A 17,209-nucleotide genomic window follows, 5' to 3' on the forward strand; every position below is an offset into this window, starting at 1 on the left:
GCCGCAGTTGCGGCGAGTGCGGCAGGCAGGAACCTTACGGGCGGGGCCGGTGGCGGTCTGGCCGTGTGGCGTTGCGTCGCCGGAGGAAGTATGCGCCGGCAGCCAGTGCCGCGACGCTGGCGGCGGCGGTGGCGATCACACCGGTCACGCCGGCGCTCGGGAGCGAGGTCCCGTCGGCGTTCGTCTTATGCGGAGTTGCTCCCGCAGTGGTGTCGTCGGTGGACGCGGACGTACTGCCGGTGGGTGCGGCACTGGCTTGCGTGGAGGCGGAGGGTGAGCCGGTGGAGGTGGGGCTGGGCGTCGGGGTCGGAGAGCCCGAAGGGGCATCGGTGCCGGGGGTGGTCGGGCGCGGGTCCGGTCGGGTGCCGGGGGCTGTGCTGGTGATGGCGATGTCGTCGATGAAGAGGACTGCCTCGGATGCTCCGACCCGTTGTGCGGGACCCTTTTCGGGGCGCCAGCCGGGGCGGTAAGCGCCGATCCTGAAGTGTGGTGGTTCGCCGCGGTGGTAGTTGTTGGCGCCTCGGTGTGTACCGACGGTGACGCCGTCCCGTGTCACGGTGATCGAACCAGGTGTGCCGGCGGAGGACCATGTGATGTCGAAGGTCCACCGGTTCCAATGGCCCAGTTGTGCCGCACCGAGCGGGATGACGGTCTCCTGTATCTCGCCGTTGGTCATCCAGTGGACCTTCAGCTGCCAGTTGCCGCCGTGGATCGAGAGGGCGACGACGGGTTTGATGCCCTCGCCGTCTCCCTGCGTGCTGAACCACTGGGCGACGATGGTGTCGAGGTCCCGCTTCTGCCAGTCACCAGGGAGATAGTTGGCGAAGCTGAAGCGATGGCTGCCCGCGTCGAGGCCCTTGATGACCAATTCGGACTTGAACGAGCGTCCGTCGTTGGGGAGGTTGGCACGCGCGGCCTGACCCGATTTCCCGCCGGGTGCGGGCCCCACCAGAACGCGGCCGAAGCCGTTGATCGCCATGAACGGCAGTTTCTGGGAGGGGGATTCGAAGTCGTACGAGACCGAGTCGGCTGCGGCAGCGGGGGAGGCGCCGCCCAGAGCAACGACCAGCAGGGTGGCGGTGCACGCGGTGAGCAGGGAGGCGGGGTGACGGGTGAAGGGCGGCGGCGGTGCGGTAGGCATGGGCGTTTCCTCGTGTGAAGCGGGGACTTCAGCTGGCGGTGGGTGGGAGAGCGGGTGGCGACGTGGGGCGCCCGCTCGGCCGTGCGGGCCGGGGGCGGAAGGTTTCGGTGGCGAGGCTCGATACGGCAGGACAAACGCCGGCCCCTCCGTGCGCGGTCGGGCATGGGACCCAACTTTCGGGGCGGGTCCTGCAGCTGCTCGTCCGGTGATCAAGTTGCGCAGACCCTACTGTGCAGCAATGACGGAGAACCAGTGGAGACTGTCAGCTCTTCCATAACGAATCGCTAACTACGGTGGCAGTATGGCGAATTGACAGTGTGTCGGATAGCGAAGCCCCTAGGCGGTCAGGTCGAGACACCCCGACACACAGGCACTTCTTGGCCGTTCGGTGGTTCGGGAGCGTTGACCTGCAGGTTCAAGACCCAGCGTGACAACAGGTCGCAGCACCACAGCGTCGAATGCCCGGAGCCCCCTCGGGAATCGCGACGTGGTGGGACGTGGCGCGCACGGCAAGGGCTTCTGCGGTCGGCGCGATTCAGGTCCGCCGGGTGACCGCCCGGGCCCTGAACCCGGAGCCCCGGCGAGCTCGTCACGCGCTCACACCACCTCCCTTCGTGCCGCGTCCAGTTGAGCAGGTGTGTTGAATTCTGTTCGAACATACACCGTCCCTCGGACTTCAGACGGGGCACCGGGCGTCGCGAACCAGCCACACGGACAGTCATCGACGCCGCCGCGCGTGGCGCTCCGACAGAAGGTAACAGGCTGATATCAGCCAACCCGGCGGAGTTGACGATCTTTCACTAGCAGAGGTCTCATGAGGCGCACCCGTTGAAACCTGTTGGTTCTGGCTGATCTAACGACCGGTCGACGAGGAGTTCGATCCGCTACTCAGCCGACGGTCGGCAACGCCCGTCCTGGGAACGCGCCGTCGAATCCCCCTGACCGGCAGGGTTTCTGCCGGCCCGGTCCGGCGGCCGGCCTCATGCCGGCGGTCACCGGACAAACGCTCCGCCGCGGCGGAGCTGAAGCAGAGAGACTCCGTCGCCGCGAGGATGGTTCATGCTCCACCGCTACACGCGTCGGCGTACAGCCGGCGTGGTCCTGGCCCCAGTGATGGCGATGGGGGCCGCGTCCTCCGCGACCGCCGTCGCGAAGCCGCCCATGCCCATGCCGTTCGCGGACGGCTTCGTGGCCTTGAATCAGGATCCACGCCACGTCGATCCGGCTTGGGCCAGAGTAGTTGCTGCTGGTTGGAAGTCGTTCTCCAGACCTTCGCGATCGGAACCGCACATCCCTGGGAAGGCTGTTCCATCCACCACGCCGCCTACCGGCTGGAGTGGCAATTCCCCTGTCCCGCGCGGTTCGACACGACCGGCGCCTGCTGCCGGGACGCCAGCCATGCCGACGACAAGACCGTCGCCAGCCGCCGCTGCAACGGCTGGACGGCGGAGAACGCAACGGCACCGTACGGCCGGATCCGCCCCCGAGGCAGGCCGGCCGTCTCCTCCGACCGCCACGCACTCATCGACTCGAACATCCCCGTAAGGCCCCTCCCGACGGTGCGCCGAGGTTCACCGCTTGTCCGCCGCCGCACCTCCCCGAGGGCAAAGATCAGGCAATGTCGCGGGTCTGTATGTGAGGGGCGTTCTCTTGGAGGGAGTACGAGGCGCTCAACTCCCCATGCCGGGACAGGGCCCGCCCCTTGGGAGCGAGGTAACTATGTCTGAACTTCTGAACCGCAACTGGTCCCGCCCACGCGGCGAATGGACCCAATTCCTGCGCACGGAACTGCCCGCGCTGGCCGCGGGGATCGTGGAGGAGCTGCGGGACGGCATCCCCGGTTTGTCCCCTCACGTCGAGGACATCGACGACGAAGTCGTCCGACAGCACGTGGAATCGGCCCTTCTCACCGCCCTCGGTTACCACCAACCCCCGGCGACCGGACAGGACGAGGGAAGTCCTCGACAACGGGACGCGCACGACAGCGGCCCGTTGCCTCCCCTCAGGGCGGTCCTCTCCCAGGGGTTCAGCGCAGGGCGCGAACGCGCTCGCCGCGAGCTCTTCGCCGCTCTCACATCTGACACGCCCCTGTCCGAAACCGCCTTGGCCGAATTGGCCGGGGCGGCCCGCTGGCCCCTGCTCGACTCCGTCCGGGCCATCGCCCTGACCTCACCCGGTGAGACCCGGCAACTGGCGGCCGTCCTGGACGACGCCCTGGCCGGCATGGTCTGCGGGCAGCCCTGCCTGCTGGTCCCCACCCCCGACCCGGAGGCCCGCACCACACTGGAGAGCACGCTGCGCGGTCGGTTCGCCGCCGTCGGGCACCCCGTCCCACCCCGGGACTCCGCCTCCTCCCAGCGCTGGGCCGTGCGGCTGCTCAACCTCATCCCCACTCCGTCCGCCCCGGACGCGCGCGCCGTGTTCGTCGACGACCACCTCTCGGCCCTGATGCTGCTCCAGGACGAGCACCTGGCCCACGCACTGGCCGCACGCCGGCTGCGACCCCTGGCGCACCTCACGCCTCGTCAGAGCGAGCGACTCGAAGACACCCTGCTCGCCTGGTTGGAAGGCGGAGGCGCACCCGAGGCCGCGAAGGCCCTGAGCGTGCATCCCCAGACCGTCCGATACCGCATGCGGCAGCTGGAGAAGCTCTTCGGCCCCGATCTGCGCGACCCGCGGACCCGCTTCGAGTTGGAGATGGCCCTGCACAGCAGGCGCCTTATGGCCCAGGTCCAGCGCCAGAACTCCCGGGTGAGCCGCCGGACCCGCGCGGTGACGGCGGAGTTCCACCCGCCGCAGGACGCGGCACGGATGGCCCGGGTCAACGGCCTGTAGACCCCGGGTAACAACTCCCCCGACGAAAGGAACCGGCCCTCCCCCGAGGCTGCCCTATCGAGTCACGCCGCTTGGGGAAGATCCTCGGACTTCCCGGTCTCGTTTGAGTGACGCGAAGGCCGGCAGCCGCTCCCTCGGTCGGGGGCCGGTCTCGTGGTCAGCGGGCGGCGAGGAGTCCCAGCAGACGGGCCACCTCGGCCGCCACCGTGTCCCGGGCGGGCCCCAGGTAGGTGCGCGGGTCGGCGACGTCGGGAGCCGTTCGCAGACGGTCCCGCACGGTACGGGTGAAGAGCTGGTTGAGGTGGGTGGAGATGTTGACCTTCGTCATTCCGGCCACGACGGCTTTGACGAGGTCGCCGTCGCCGACACCTGAGGAGCCGTGCAGGACGAGTGGCACGTCGAGCGCGTCGCGAAGGCGGGCTATGAGTTCGATGTCGAGGTCGGCGTCGCGGGTGAGCATGGCGTGTGAGCTGCCCACGGCAACGGCCAGGGCGTCGACGGCAGTGGCGGCGGCGAAAGCGCGTGCTTCAACCGGGTCGGTGCGGACGCCGGGGGCGTGTGCGCCGTCCTTGCCGCCTACCTGGCCCAATTCGGCCTCGACCCATACATCGGCCCGGTGACAGTAGTCGGTTATGTCCCGGGTGGCGGCGACATTGGCTTCGTAAGGGAGTGCGGAGGCGTCGAACATGATTGACGTGAAGCCGAGTTCGACGGCCTCGTGGACGAGGTCGGCGGACTCGGCGTGGTCCAGGTGGACCGCCACCGGTACGGAGGCATGTCGGGCGAGGGTGAGGGAGGCCAGTCCGATCGGGGCGAGTGAGCCGTGGTATCGGGCGGTGTTCTCGCTGATCTGGAGGATGACCGGCAGGGCCGCCCGCTCGGCTCCGGCGACGATGGCCTCGGCGTGTTCGATCTGCACGACGTTGAACGCCCCGACGCCGTAGGCGCCGGCGTGCGCGGGCCCGACGATGCCGTCGGTTGATGTCAGGGGCATGAGGGTTTCTCCACGCAAACTGTTGATTACGCGCCGAAGGAGGGACGTCGGCGCCGGTGTCGCGGCCGGGTGGGGTGGGGCCCGGCCCGCGGATGGCAGGGCCCCGTGTCTCAGGCGGCCTGGCCGAGGATCACGGAGCGGGTGAGGTTGCGGGGGCGATCGGGGTCGTAGCCGCGGGCCTCGGCAAGGAGCACGGCCAAGCGCTGGGCGACGATCAGGTCTGCGAGCGGGTCGAGGGCGTCGGACGCCTCGGTCGAGGCGGAGGTGAAGAGCCCGCCGACCCGCGCGACGTCCTCGGCGAGGCCCTGGGGGGCGGGGCCGAACAGCCAGGTGACGCGGCCGGGGCCGGTGATGCTGATGGGCCCGTGGCGGTACTCCATTGCGGGGTAGGCCTCGGTCCAGGCCCCGGCGGCCTCGCGCATCTTCAGGCCCGCCTCAAGGGCGAGGCCGTAGGTCCACCCCGTTCCAAGGAACGTGAACTGCTCGGCAGCGCTCACCTCGGGATTCAGCGGGAGGTCCAGGGCGCGCCGGGCGTCCTGGACGGCCCGCGCGAGCGGGCGTACCCCGGCCGGCAGGGCGCCTTCGGCCTCCAGGTGTGCGCGCAGCAAGACGAGTGCGGTGGTGGCGAAGCGGGTCTGGACGACCGATTCCTCGTCGGCGAAGTCGAGTACGGCGACGTGGTCGGCAGCCGTCATGACGGGCGTGTCCGGGTCGGCGGTGATGGCCGTGGTCGCGATGCTGCCCTTGACTTTCGTCAGCAGGTCGAGGACCTCGGTGGTGGTGCCGGATCGGGTGAGGGCCACGATCCGGTCGTAGGCGCGGCCGCCGGGGAACTCGGAGGCGGCAAACGCGTCGGTCTCGCCGTGGCCACCGCTCTCCCGCAATTGCGCGTAGGCGTGGGCCATGAACCAGGAGGTGCCGCAGCCGACCACGGCGACGCGTTCTCCGCGCCGGGGCAGGACGTCGGTGTGGGAGCGGGCGAACTGGGCGGCCCGCTCCCATGTCTCGGGCTGCGAGGCGATCTCGACCGAGGTGCGGGAGGTTTCGAAGGTGGTCACACGAGAGTCCTTGCGCTTGAAGGTGGCTAAGGGGGGGTCCGGTGGCTCAGCATGCTGGCTCACAGCGCACTGTATGTCAATTGATGCTCGAAACTTTCATCTATCGAGCATAATCATGCATCAAGCGTGTCGTTGACGGTCAGGCCGAGCTACATGGTTCAGCGGGTCAGTGAGGGCTGTGGGGCGGCGCCTCCTCGACGGAGACCTCCGTGAGGAATCGGCGGTAGAGGGCGACGTCCACGTCCCCGGCGACCGGGCAGGGGACCGCGGCGGCCGAAAGGGCCACCGCCTCGCGCATGATGTCCGGCCAGGCGAGGTCGGCCTCCAGACCGGCGGCGATGGCCGCCACACAGGCGTCGCCGGCGCCGGTCGGGTTGCCCAGGAGCCGCTCGGGGGGCGCCGCCCGCCACGCGCCCTTGGGCGTGATGGCGTGCAGGCCGGCCGGGCCGGCCGACGCGACGACTGCGCGGGCCCCCGCGCGCGCAGCTCGGCGGCGGCCCGCGCGAGGTCCTCGCGACCCGTCGCGTCCACGATCTCGGCCGCGTTGGGTTTGACCACGTCGGGGCGGGCCGCCAGGGCATGGAGGAGGGAGGGGCCGCTCGTGTCGAGCACGGTGAGCGCGTCGGCCGCCGCGGCCGTGGCGATCAGTTGGGCGTAGGCGTCCACCGGCAGGCCGGGCGGGGCGCTGCCGCTCAGGACGACCACCCGCGCCCGAGTGACCAGGGTGGCGTAGTGCCGGGAGAAGAGGTGCCATTCTGCGGGGGTCACGTACGGTCCTCGCCCGTTGAAGACCGTGGCGTCGCCGTCATCCGCCGAGACGACGGCGAGGGTCCTGCGCGATTCGCCGGCCACTTCGAGGAACGCGTCCCGGATACGGGCGGTGCCCAGTCCGTCGCGGATCAGGCGGCCGGTGGCCCCGCCCGCGAGTCCGGTCGCCACAGGCGTGTGTCCGAGGGCGCTGAGGACGCGGGCCACGTTGATCCCCTTGCCTCCCGCCCGTTCGTACGTGGTCTCGACGCGATGGGAGCGGCGGGGCTCAAGGGTGTCGACGCCCCAGGTGACGTCGAGGGCGGCGTTGAGGGTGACGGTGAGGATCATCGGACGGGCGCCCCCGTCCGGTGGGCCGCCTGCCAGGCGGCGAGACCCGCGCCCAGGCATCCGGCCCGGTCCCCCAGTTCGGCTCGGACGAGGAGGGGACGGCGGTGGAAGGTGAGACGCGCCTCCAATGCGTCGCGCACGGGGTCGAGCAAGAGCTGGCCGGCCTCGGCGAGACCGCCGCCGAGGACGACCAGTTCGGGTGCGAGCAGGGCGACGGTGGTCGCGAGCGCGTCCGCCAGTCCGGTCACAGCGCGTTTCCACACCACTCGCGCCACGGGGTCGCCCTGCGTGGTCAGGGCCGCAACATCGGCGGCGCCGGCCACGGACCGGCCGGTGCGCGCGGTGTAGGCCGCGGCGACGGCGGCTGCGGACGCGACCGTCTCCAGGCAGCCGGAGCCGCCGCACGCGCACGCCTCTCCCCCGGATTCGACAACGACGTGGCCGAGTTCGCCGGCGTACCCGCCGGCCCGAACCGGTTCACCGTCGCAGACGAGAGCCGCGGCGATGCCGGTGCCGATCGCCACGAAGAGCACGTTCCGCGCCCCGCGGGCGGCCCCGAGCGCGCACTCGGCCGCCCCACCTGCGCGAACGTCGTGGCCCAGCGTGACAGGCAGGCCGGACCGTTCCTCGAGAAGTACGGCGAGGGGAAGGTCGCGCCACCCGATGTTCGCCGACCAGACGGCTCGTTGGGCCTCTTCGTCGACGATGCCAGGGACCACCACGCCGGCGTGGCGCACCCGCAGCCCGCGTCCGACCGCCATCCGGTTCAAGGCGAGCAGGGTGTCGACCACGGCGTCCAGCACCGCGTGCGATCCGTCTGCGCGCGGGGTAGGCCGGTGCGTGGTGTGCAGCGGACGCATGCCGTGGTCGAGAAGCGCCCCCTTCATGCCGGTGCCCCCCACGTCCAGGGCGATCACGCATCCCTCCTCACGGCCGACATCGGACCTGGGCGGTCCCGGGGTGCGGAGGCGGATGTCCCTCGTCCGGCTCAGCGGGTCCGGAATCTCGGCCCTGCTCGACCGGCGCCCGGCGGCTTCGCCCCGAACGCCGAGTGCGGGAAGGTTTCCGGCCAAGGCCGGGTGGCTACTTCCATCCATCGACATCTCACCATCCTGATGACTGGATCTGCGCAATAACCGTCATAAGCAAGCGTATTCGCGCATGTTGAGTGAGCGAAGTATCCACATTCAGGCTGCTCGCGTCCAGGGGGCCGACGCCCAGACCTTGCCTGGCGTGCACAAATCGCACATGCCCTGCGATGCGCGGAGCCGTGGCGTTACGATCAACTTCGCGCATGCCCCTCGGGGCGGCGAGCGGCCGCCCGGCGGTCCGCCCTCCGGCGCGCGGTATCGGTTGTCCAGAGCACGGAGGGGAAGCGGCGCATGTCCAAGCAGGAACGGTGGAGCAAGCTGCTGGAGCTGCTCGCGGTCGACGGCAAGCTGGAAGTGGAAGAAGCGGCCGCCTCGGTCGCGGTGTCACCGGCGACCATCCGACGCGACCTCGACGAGCTGGCCGAGCAGAAGCTGCTCGTCCGCACGCGGGGCGGGGCGATCGCGCACGGCGTCTCCTACGAGCTCCCGCTGCGCTACAAGTCCTCACGACGGGTCTCCGAGAAGCAGCGCATCGCAGGCGCCGTGGCAGACCTCCTGGGCGAGGGGGACGTCGTCGGCCTCAACGGCGGCACCACCACCACCGAAGTGGCCCGCGCGCTGGTGCTCCGGGCGCGCGCGGGAACCCCCGAGCGGGGGGAGGGGCCGTCCGGACCGAGGTACACGATCGTCACCAACGCCCTGAACATCGCCGGCGAACTGGCGGTCCGCCCGCAGTTCAAGATCGTGGTGACCGGCGGTGTGGCACGTCCCCAGACCTATGAGCTGGTCGGCCCATTGACGGAAGGCGTACTGCACCAGGTGGTGCTCGACGTCGCGGTGCTCGGCGTCGATGGAGTGGACCCGCAGCTGGGCGTCATGACGCACCACGAGGACGAGGCCGGCATCAGCAGGCTCTTCGCCGAGCGCGCCCGGAAGGTGATCCTCGCGACGGACTCGTCCAAGATGGGCAAGCGCGCCTTTGCCAGGATCTGCGGCCTGGAGGGAATCGACGTACTCGTCACCGACTCCGGCTTGGACCCCGACATGGCGGCGCGGTTCACCGAGGCCGGCATCGAGGTCGTCATCGTCTGACGCCCCCGCGCACCGGGACGACCGGCCGAAGCCCCTGGCCGGCCCGTGCGGCAGCGCACCCGACGGGCACGAGGGGCGACTCCGCGAACCCGCGTAACCATCGCCTGCAGGTGCGCACGGAGCTCACCCCGCCCTCGCCGTCTACCACGAGCCCGCCCTCCACCGGCACGACGGCCGCGCGCCGCTTCGCACCGCTCTCCGCGCGACGACGGCGACGGCGTCGACGAGTTGCGGCAACCGCCGCGCTCCCATGCCACCTTGGCCCATCACGCCCCGCCGACCAGAGCCACCACATCACTGCCCGACCTGCCGTTGACGCCGGACAGGGCTGCGACCTGTCCGCGTGCAGAGTCCGCCAAGGGTCAACGCGTGGCTGGTTAGCATCTTTTACGTAACAGGTCTGGTTCCGAGCCCACTCCCTCCTGTTTACTTTGCCCACAGCAGATGCTCGTTCATGAGCGAAAAGCCGATTGATCCTTCATTCCCGCGCAGTACGCTCCGAATTCTGCTGCAGATCCCAGACCCCACTGGGCCGCGTCATCGCGAGCGGCCAGGAGACAAGGCGGTACTGACGATGAACAAGCGGTTGCTCGTGGCGACGGCCTGCGCCGGCACGATCGGGGTGCTCGCCCTCACGGCCTGCGGCAGCGGTGACGGTGCGTCGGACGGCAGCGACGTGACACTGAAGCTGGTGGCAGCCGACTATGGCGACAAGGCCTCGAACAGCTCCACGGCCTACTGGAAGGACGTCGCCCAGCGGTTCACCGCCTCCAACCCGGGGATCAAGGTCGATGTCCAGGTGGTCAACTGGAACGACATCGACTCCCAGGTCAAGACGATGATCCAGAGCGGCAACGTCCCGGACGTCCTGCAGACCGGCGGCTACGCGGACAAGGTCGCGGACGACCTGCTCTACAAGGCGGACGAGGTGCTGTCGGAGAGCACCCGCGCCAACCTGATCGACAGCTTCGCCAAGGCCGGTGAGGTCGACGGCACCCAGTACGGCATACCGTTCGTCTCCTCGGCTCGGGCCTTCTTCTACAACAAGACGGTCTTCGCCCGGGCCGGCATCACCGAGGCCCCGAAGAGTTGGGACGACGTCAAGGCCGCCGCCGAGAAGATCAAGGCGAACGTGCCAGGTGTGACCCCGTACGCGCTGCCGCTCGGTCCCGAGGAGGCCCAGGGCGAGTCGCTGATCTGGGAGCTCGGCAACGGCGGGGGCCTCACGGATGCCAAGGGCGCGTACACGCTGAACAGCCGGCCCAACATCGAGTCGTTCACCTGGCTCAAGACGAACCTCGTCGAGCCCGGCCTGACCTACGCCAACCCCGCCACGACCGACCGCAAGACCGCGTTCGCGGACTTCGCCGCCGGCAAGGCCGCGATGCTCAACGGCCACCCCTCCCTGATCCAGATGTCCAAGGACGGCAAGGTCGACTACGGCGTCGCGCCGATCCCCGGGAAGACGGGCGCGCTGACCTCCACCCTGGGCGTCGCCGACTGGATGATGGCGTTCAAGGACAACGGCCACAAGGAAGAGGTCCGCAAGTTCCTCGACTTCGCGTACTCCAAGGAGAACACGCTGAAGTTCGACGAGTTGTACAACCTGATGCCCGTCACCGAGGACACCCTCAAGGAGATGACCGGCAGCGGCAAGCACAAGGACCTCGAGCCCTTCTTCGCTCTGCTGCCGAATGCGGTCTTCTACCCGCTGGGCGACACCGCCTGGGACGCCGTCTCGGCCGAGATCAAGAAGAGCGGCGGAACTGCCGTGAACGACCCGGCCAAGGTGCTGGGCGAACTGCAGAAGAAGGCCGAGGCCACGGTCTCCGACCAGTAGGCCCTGCGAACCGCACTGTCACGGAAGGCATCCTCGTGTCCACCACTTCATCCACCGCCCGCCCCGGCCGCAAGGGCCGGGGCGGCCTGGCCCGGCTGGGGCCGCTGCCCTGGATCGGGCCGGCCGTCCTGCTCATCGTCCTGGTCGTGCTCTGGCCGGTCTACGAGATGGTCCGCACCTCCTTCCTCAGGATCAGCAGCAGCGGGTTCGTCCGGGGCCCGGCGGGATTCGACAAGTACAAGCAGCTGTTCGAGGAGCCCTCGTTGCCCTCGGTCGTCCTGTCGACCGTCCTGTGGACCCTGGTGGTGGTCACCGCCACCATGCTGCTCAGCCTGGCGCTGGCCCAACTCTTCAACCAGCGCTTCCCCGGCCGGCGCGTCACCCGCTGGGCCCTCATCGCCCCCTGGGCCGCCTCGGTCGTGATGACCGCCATCGGCTTCAAGTGGATGCTCAATCAGACCGCGGGCGTCCTGAACACGCTGATGGCCGACCTCGGCATCATCGACGGTCCCAAGGACTGGCTCGGTGACCCCTCGACGGCCTGGCCCTGGATGATGTTCGTCGCCGTCTTCGTCTCGCTGCCGTTCACCACCTACACCCTGCTCGCGGGACTGCAGACCATCCCCGGCGAGATCTACGAGGCCGCCAAGGTCGACGGCACCAGCACATGGCAGACGTACCTGCGCATCACCCTCCCGCTCTTGCGACCGGCTTTCCTCGTCGGAGTCGTCATCAACCTCATCAACGTCTTCAACTCCTTCCCCATCATCTGGAGCATGACCCGCGGCGGCCCGGACAGCGCCACCGCCACCACCACGGTCTTCATGTACCAGCTCAAGAATTCCGACATCGGCCAGTCCGCAGCCATGTCCGTCGTGAACTTCGCCCTCGTCGTGATCATGGTCGTCGTCTTCCTCAAGGCCAGCCGCTGGAACCAGGAGGAGAGCTGATGACCCAGACCGCCCTCACCCCCGAGAAGACCGCCCCGCCCTCCTCGTCAGTCCGACCCCCTGCGGGCGGCACACGCAGCGGCGCCTCACGAGCCTCCCGCACGACGCGCCCGCGCACCCTGCTGGTCGCCGCCGTCGCCTGGCTGCTGGCGGCCGTCTTCCTGCTGCCGTACGCGGAAATGGTGATCACCGCGTTGCGGCCGGCGCACGAACTGCGCGACGCCACCTACCTGCCGGCCGAGTTCGAGTGGGCGAACTTCGTCAACGTGTGGCGCGAGTCCCACCTCGGGGACAACCTCCGCGTCACGCTGCTGGTCGCGGCGGGATCGACCCTGCTCGTCCTGCTGGTCGCCGTGCCCGCCGCGTACTACACCGCGCGTATGAGATTCCGCGGCCGCAAGCTGTTCCTCCTGCTGGTGCTCATCACCCAGATGTTCCAGCCCACCTCCCTGCTGGTCGGTCTCTACCGCGAGTTCTACCAACTGGGCATGCTCAACTCCGTGTGGACCCTGATCCTGTGCAACGCCGCCTTTAACCTCGCCTTCGCGATCTGGATCCTCACCGCCTACTTCGCCTCCATCCCCGAGGCCCTTGAGGAGTCCGCCATGATCGACGGGCTGAGCAGGGGAGGCGCGCTGCTGCGGATCACCCTGCCGCTCGCGATGCCGGGCGTCGTCACCGCGATGATCTTCACCTTCATCGCCGCCTGGAACGAGTTCGTCATGGGCCTGACGCTCTCCACCATTCCGGAGAGCCAACCGCTGACGGTCGGTATCAACGGCTTCATCGGCAACTACAGCGTCCAGTGGAACTACCTGTTCGCCGGATCGGTCATCGCGATCGTGCCCGTCGTCATCCTCTTCGCGCTCATTGAGCGGAAGGTCGTCTCCGGCCTCACGGCCGGATCCGTCAAATAGCCCCACAGCCGCCCGCCCCCTGCGCCCACACCCCCGGCCAGTAGGGGGCGGGCCCTTCCCTGCCCCCACCGGGTCACCTGAGGCGAGGAATGAGGAACACAGCTGCACGCGGTGAGCCCAGCACGCGGACCGCACCGACCCGGCGCGGGAAACACACGGCACGACGCGGACGCGCGGCCCACGGGACCGTGATCGCGCTGGAGGCGGGCGCCACCGACATCAAGGGGTGCGTCCTGGGCCCGGACGGCGTCCCACGGAACGGGGAACGCTGGTTCACCCGACCCGAACGGGGGCCGGACGCCGTCCTCGAGACGGTCCTCACCTGTGCGGCCACGCTTGCCGAGCGCTGTCGCCCCACCGCCGCGGGCGTCATCCTCCCCGGGACCGTCGACGAGACTTCCGGCCGGGCTGTACACGCCCCTGCGCTGGGCTGGCGGGACCTCCCCGTCCGGGACTGGATGGCCGAGCACCTGGACCTCCCCGTGGCCGTCGGGCATGACGGGCGCACGGCCGGGCTCGCCGAGGCACGCGCGGGGGCCGGCCAGGACTGTGAGGACTTCCTGTTCGTCTCGGTGGGCGACGGCATCGGCTCGGCCGTCGTCCTCACCGGCCGGGTACCCACCACCCGGTACGGGGCGGAAGAGCTCGGCCACACCGAGGTCCGGCCGGGAGGCGACCCGTGCCACTGCGGCGGGCGGGGATGCCTGGAGACCGTGGCCTCGTCCGCCGCCGTCACGCGCCGCTACGCGCGGGCGACCGGCTGGCGCGGCATCGGCGCCCGCGAGGTGTACCACCGTGCCGACGCCGGGGACCCGGCCGCCCTCGCCATCTGCGAGGAGGCCATGGTGGCCCTGGCCGACGTACTGGCGGCGGCGATCGGCCGGTACGCGCCGGAGCGGCTGGTCGTCGGTGGCGAGCTGGCCGAGGCCGGTGCCTCGCTCCTCGCACCCCTGCGGGAGGCCCTCGTCAGCCGGCTCGGCTCACCGGCCGTGCCCGGACTCCGGCTCGCGCGGTTCGGCGAAACGGCGGGCCGCGTGGGGGCGGCGCTCCTCGCCCGGGACCTTCAAGACGTACGCACGGGCCGGTAGCCACCGCACCGAACGGTCCGCCAGGGCGCGTCGACGCGTGCGGGATGCGGTGCCGGGCGACGGGAACACGCCCTGGGACCCCGTCCCTTGTCCCGGGGCCCCCGAATGAGGGAAAGCTACGTCGGCGTAGGGCTTGACGCTCCCCCCGCCCCCTGACACCTTTTGGCTGAAGTTGCTCGCAAGTTGCCAATTCGGAGCAACTGCAAGCAAGATCTGCGCTCTGTCGCGCTTCGCGCGTCGTATGTTCCCCTGCCGCACCACGAGCGGCTCGCAGCATGAGGATGTCGGCGGGGGTGCGCGTTGCCCGTGACGCGCCGGGACGAGCCCCCAGGGGCCGCTCCCGGTGTACGAGCCGTGCGCGTTGGCGTCGCCCTCACCGGCGCGCGTCGCGCCCCTGGCCGCCCACCCGGCGTGCCGCCCCTGCCCTTCCCGTCCGAAGGAGTCAACAATGCGCTGGTTGCGCCGACGAGGCGGCCACCTCGCCGTCCTCGCCACAACCCTCCTCACCCTCCCGCTGCCGGCCACTGTCTCGCAGGCGGCGACCGCTTCCTCCACTCCCCATCCCGCCCCCTACGCCCTCGTTCCCCAACCGGTCTCGCAGCAGGCAGTGGACGGCCCGGGGTTCACCCTCACCCCCAAGACCCCTATCGCGGTCCTGTCGAAGAACCCCGCGGCGTTGGCCGTCGGCACCTACGTGTCGAAGGTGCTCGCCCCCGCGACCGGCTACACCCTCCCGGTCGTCAAGGACGCACGGGCACGGAAGGACGCCGTCGTCCTGGACCCCAACGGCCCCAAGAGCCTTGGGGCGGAGGGGTACACCCTGTCGTCCGGAAAGCACGGTGTCGTCGTGAGGGCGCACGGGGCGGAGGGCCTGTTCCGCGGCGTGCAGACGCTGCGCCAGCTGCTCCCGGCCGAGGTGGAGTCCCACAGCAGACAGTCCCGTCGGTGGACCGTCTCCCCCGTGCAGATATCCGACTCCCCCCGGTACGGGTACCGCGGCGTGATGCTGGACGTTGCCCGCCGCTTCTACCCGGTGGACCAGGTCAAGCGCTACATCGACCAGGCCGCCGCGTACAAGATCAATACGCTGCACCTGCACCTGACCGACGACCAGGGCTGGCGCATCGCCATCGACGCCATACCGAACCTGACCAAGGTGGGTGCCAGCACCCAGAGCGGCTTCACCGGCGGCACCGACTGGTACTACTCGGCGGCGGACTACAAGGAGATCGTCGCCTACGCCACGTCCCGCTTCATGACCGTGGTGCCCGAGATCGACGGCCCCGGCCACACCCAGGCCGCCCTGGCATCGGTGCCCGAACTGAACTGTGACGACAGGGCGAAGCCCCCCTACTCCGGGTTCGACGTCGGCATCAGCCTCTACTGTCTGGAGGACAAACAGCACACGGCCAACACGAGCAGGTTCCTGCGGACCGTCATCAGGGCGGTGGCCAGGATCACCCCCGGCCCCTACGTCCACCTCGGCGGCGACGAGACCCCACAGGCCACCCCCGAGCAGTACGCCGCCTACGTCAAGGCGGCCACCGAGGCAACCACCGGACGCGGCAAGACGGTGATGGGCTGGCACCAGCTCGGCCAGGCCAAGATCCCCTCCGGCAGCATCATGCAGTTCTGGGGCGAGGCCGATGACCGGGAGAGTATCGGCACCCCACAGGAGACCGAGAGCATCCGCTACGTGCGCAACGGCGTCGCCCAGGGCGCCAAGTTCGTCATGTCCCCGTCCGACCACGCCTACCTGGACATGAAGTACGACGTCTCCACCCCCTACGGTTTGAGCTGGTCCGGATACGTGCCGGTGCAGAAGTCCTACGCATGGGACCCGGCGACGAGCACAGCCAAACTCGACGGCACCGGCTCCATCGTCCCGGCCAAGCAGATCGCCGGCGTCGAAGCCGCCCTCTGGGCCGACCGCGCCTACGAGGGAACTGACGCCCTGCCGACCCCGAACACCCGCTGGCCCGAGCCCCACGCGTACGCCGACTACATGAGCTTCCCCCGCCTCCCCGCCCTCGCCGAGGTCGGATGGACACCCCAGTCCGCACGTGACTGGAAGGACTTCCGCCAGCGCTTGGCCCAGCACGGACCGCGGTGGGCCGCAGCAGGAATCGGTTACCACGCCGCGCCCGGCATCCCCTGGCCCGGCACCGTGAAGGTGGTGGAGGGCGCGCACAGCGTCGAGACCGGCGGCAGGGCACTGGACAACCCGGGCGGCTCCACGTCCGATGGCACCGGACTGGTCCTCTGGTCGCCGAACCGTGGCAACAACCAGACGTGGACGTTCACCCCGCAGTCCGATGGCTCCTACACCATGACCAACAAGACGTCCGGGAAGTGCGCGGAGGTGACGGGCGGCCCCGGCGCCGTCGTCGTACAACGGGCTTGCGGTGACAAGGCCGAGCAGCGCTGGAGAGTCACCTCGCTCGACGACGGAGAACACACCATCACCTCCGCCGGGAGCGGTCTCCTGCTCACCGCCGCCGCGGCCTCCGACGGTGCCGTGGTGACCCAGCAGAAGAGCAGCGGCTCAGCGCTGCAGCGCTGGACGATCGACTGACCCTCCCTCACCGCCCGCCACCCCTCCCCCGCTCCGGACGCGCCCCGGGCAGGCCGTTCCAAAGCGGGTCCAGGCCTCGCCCGCAGCGCACCGCCGGCCAGCGGCGACCGGACGGCCCCAGCCGGATCCCATAGGCAGGCGGCGTGCGGGATGTCCGGCAGCAGTCACCACGGCGCGGCAGGGACGGCTGGTCAACCAGCCGTCCCTGCCTGTTCGTCGCCGTTCCGCGGGGGCTCCGAGGCGGGAACAGCGGCCAGGAGCAGGGCCGCGACAGCAAGCGTCGAGGAAGCAAGGATCTTCATGCCCGGCCCGACGCCGAATCCGGCATCCGGATGCAGGCAGCCGACCACCGCAGACGGCCCCTGGCCGAACCGCGGAACGTCCTCGGCTGTGACGTCCAGGCGCGGCCGCTTGAACCGGACCGGATGCCTGAAGACTCCGCCCCGGCCGATGGCCCGGTCGGCGCTGGGGCCGGGCGGACGAGAGGCCTTCGACCGCGCCACCGGCGGCGAAAGGCGTCGCGGCAGGCA

General features: G+C 70.0%; 11 protein-coding genes and 1 pseudogene. 7 read left to right on the forward strand and 5 right to left on the reverse strand.

What is annotated here, in order from left to right:
- Window positions 1-34 precede the first annotated feature (34 nt).
- On the reverse strand, window positions 35-1,141 hold the full coding sequence (locus ACGFZK_RS21090; protein WP_393850407.1) for a heparin lyase I family protein: 1,107 nt from the start codon (window positions 1,139-1,141) through the stop codon (window positions 35-37).
- 1,719 nt (window positions 1,142-2,860) lie between these two features.
- Here ACGFZK_RS21090 and ACGFZK_RS21095 point away from each other — a divergent pair.
- On the forward strand, window positions 2,861-3,976 hold the full coding sequence (locus tag ACGFZK_RS21095) for a PucR family transcriptional regulator (protein ID WP_393850408.1): 1,116 nt from the start codon (window positions 2,861-2,863) through the stop codon (window positions 3,974-3,976).
- A gap of 157 nt (window positions 3,977-4,133) precedes the next feature.
- Here ACGFZK_RS21095 and ACGFZK_RS21100 read toward each other — a convergent pair whose 3' ends face one another.
- The 4 genes and pseudogenes from ACGFZK_RS21100 to ACGFZK_RS21115 form a co-directional block, all read right to left on the reverse strand.
- Window positions 4,134-4,970, reverse strand: a complete 837-nt coding sequence (locus ACGFZK_RS21100) for a ketose-bisphosphate aldolase (RefSeq protein WP_393850409.1) — start codon at window positions 4,968-4,970, stop codon at window positions 4,134-4,136.
- A 110-nt stretch (window positions 4,971-5,080) separates the two neighbouring features.
- The gene (locus ACGFZK_RS21105; RefSeq protein WP_393850410.1) at window positions 5,081-6,028 is read right to left on the reverse strand and encodes an SIS domain-containing protein; all 948 of its coding nucleotides are present in this window, start codon (window positions 6,026-6,028) and stop codon (window positions 5,081-5,083) included.
- A 166-nt stretch (window positions 6,029-6,194) separates the two neighbouring features.
- Window positions 6,195-7,186, reverse strand: a pseudogene (locus ACGFZK_RS21110) (1-phosphofructokinase family hexose kinase).
- Window positions 7,123-8,043 (reverse strand): ROK family protein, encoded by a 921-nt coding sequence (locus ACGFZK_RS21115; RefSeq protein WP_393850411.1) that lies wholly within the window; start codon window positions 8,041-8,043, stop codon window positions 7,123-7,125. Before ACGFZK_RS21115 ends, ACGFZK_RS21110 begins: the two are co-directional and overlap by 64 nt.
- A 465-nt stretch (window positions 8,044-8,508) precedes the next feature.
- On the opposite strand from ACGFZK_RS21115, the gene ACGFZK_RS21120 reads away from it, so the two are divergent.
- From ACGFZK_RS21120 to ACGFZK_RS21145, 6 genes are all read left to right on the forward strand, one after another.
- Window positions 8,509-9,309, forward strand: a complete 801-nt coding sequence (locus tag ACGFZK_RS21120; RefSeq protein ID WP_393850412.1) for a DeoR/GlpR family DNA-binding transcription regulator — start codon at window positions 8,509-8,511, stop codon at window positions 9,307-9,309.
- A gap of 574 nt (window positions 9,310-9,883) precedes the next feature.
- Complete coding sequence (locus ACGFZK_RS21125) at window positions 9,884-11,149, forward strand: extracellular solute-binding protein (RefSeq protein ID WP_393850413.1); 1,266 nt, start codon at window positions 9,884-9,886, stop codon at window positions 11,147-11,149.
- A gap of 35 nt (window positions 11,150-11,184) precedes the next feature.
- Entirely contained in the window at window positions 11,185-12,099 is a 915-nt protein-coding gene (locus tag ACGFZK_RS21130) for a carbohydrate ABC transporter permease (protein ID WP_393850414.1), read from the forward strand.
- Complete coding sequence (locus ACGFZK_RS21135) at window positions 12,099-13,016, forward strand: carbohydrate ABC transporter permease (protein ID WP_393850415.1); 918 nt, start codon at window positions 12,099-12,101, stop codon at window positions 13,014-13,016. The genes ACGFZK_RS21130 and ACGFZK_RS21135 overlap by 1 nt, the downstream gene beginning before the upstream one ends.
- A 188-nt stretch (window positions 13,017-13,204) precedes the next feature.
- Entirely contained in the window at window positions 13,205-14,104 is a 900-nt protein-coding gene (locus ACGFZK_RS21140) for an ROK family protein (RefSeq protein WP_393850416.1), read from the forward strand.
- A 448-nt stretch (window positions 14,105-14,552) separates the two neighbouring features.
- Window positions 14,553-16,679, forward strand: a complete 2,127-nt coding sequence (locus ACGFZK_RS21145; protein ID WP_393850417.1) for a family 20 glycosylhydrolase — start codon at window positions 14,553-14,555, stop codon at window positions 16,677-16,679.
- The last annotated feature ends 530 nt before the right edge of the window (window positions 16,680-17,209 follow it).

The sequence above is a fragment of the Streptomyces sp. NPDC048257 genome, assembly GCF_043201855.1.
Taxonomy (GTDB): Bacteria; Actinomycetota; Actinomycetes; order Streptomycetales; family Streptomycetaceae; genus Streptomyces.

Bases quoted from the DNA above. Each gene is read 5' to 3' on its own strand.
- ACGFZK_RS21090 (WP_393850407.1), bottom strand. From the start codon at position 1,141: ATGCCTACCGCACCGCCGCCGCCCTTCACCCGTCACCCCGCCTCCCTG.
- ACGFZK_RS21095 (WP_393850408.1), top strand. From the start codon at position 2,861: ATGTCTGAACTTCTGAACCGCAACTGGTCCCGCCCACGCGGCGAATGG.
- ACGFZK_RS21100 (WP_393850409.1), bottom strand. From the start codon at position 4,970: ATGCCCCTGACATCAACCGACGGCATCGTCGGGCCCGCGCACGCCGGC.
- ACGFZK_RS21120 (WP_393850412.1), top strand. From the start codon at position 8,509: ATGTCCAAGCAGGAACGGTGGAGCAAGCTGCTGGAGCTGCTCGCGGTC.
- ACGFZK_RS21125 (WP_393850413.1), top strand. From the start codon at position 9,884: ATGAACAAGCGGTTGCTCGTGGCGACGGCCTGCGCCGGCACGATCGGG.
- ACGFZK_RS21135 (WP_393850415.1), top strand. From the start codon at position 12,099: ATGACCCAGACCGCCCTCACCCCCGAGAAGACCGCCCCGCCCTCCTCG.
- ACGFZK_RS21145 (WP_393850417.1), top strand. From the start codon at position 14,553: ATGCGCTGGTTGCGCCGACGAGGCGGCCACCTCGCCGTCCTCGCCACA.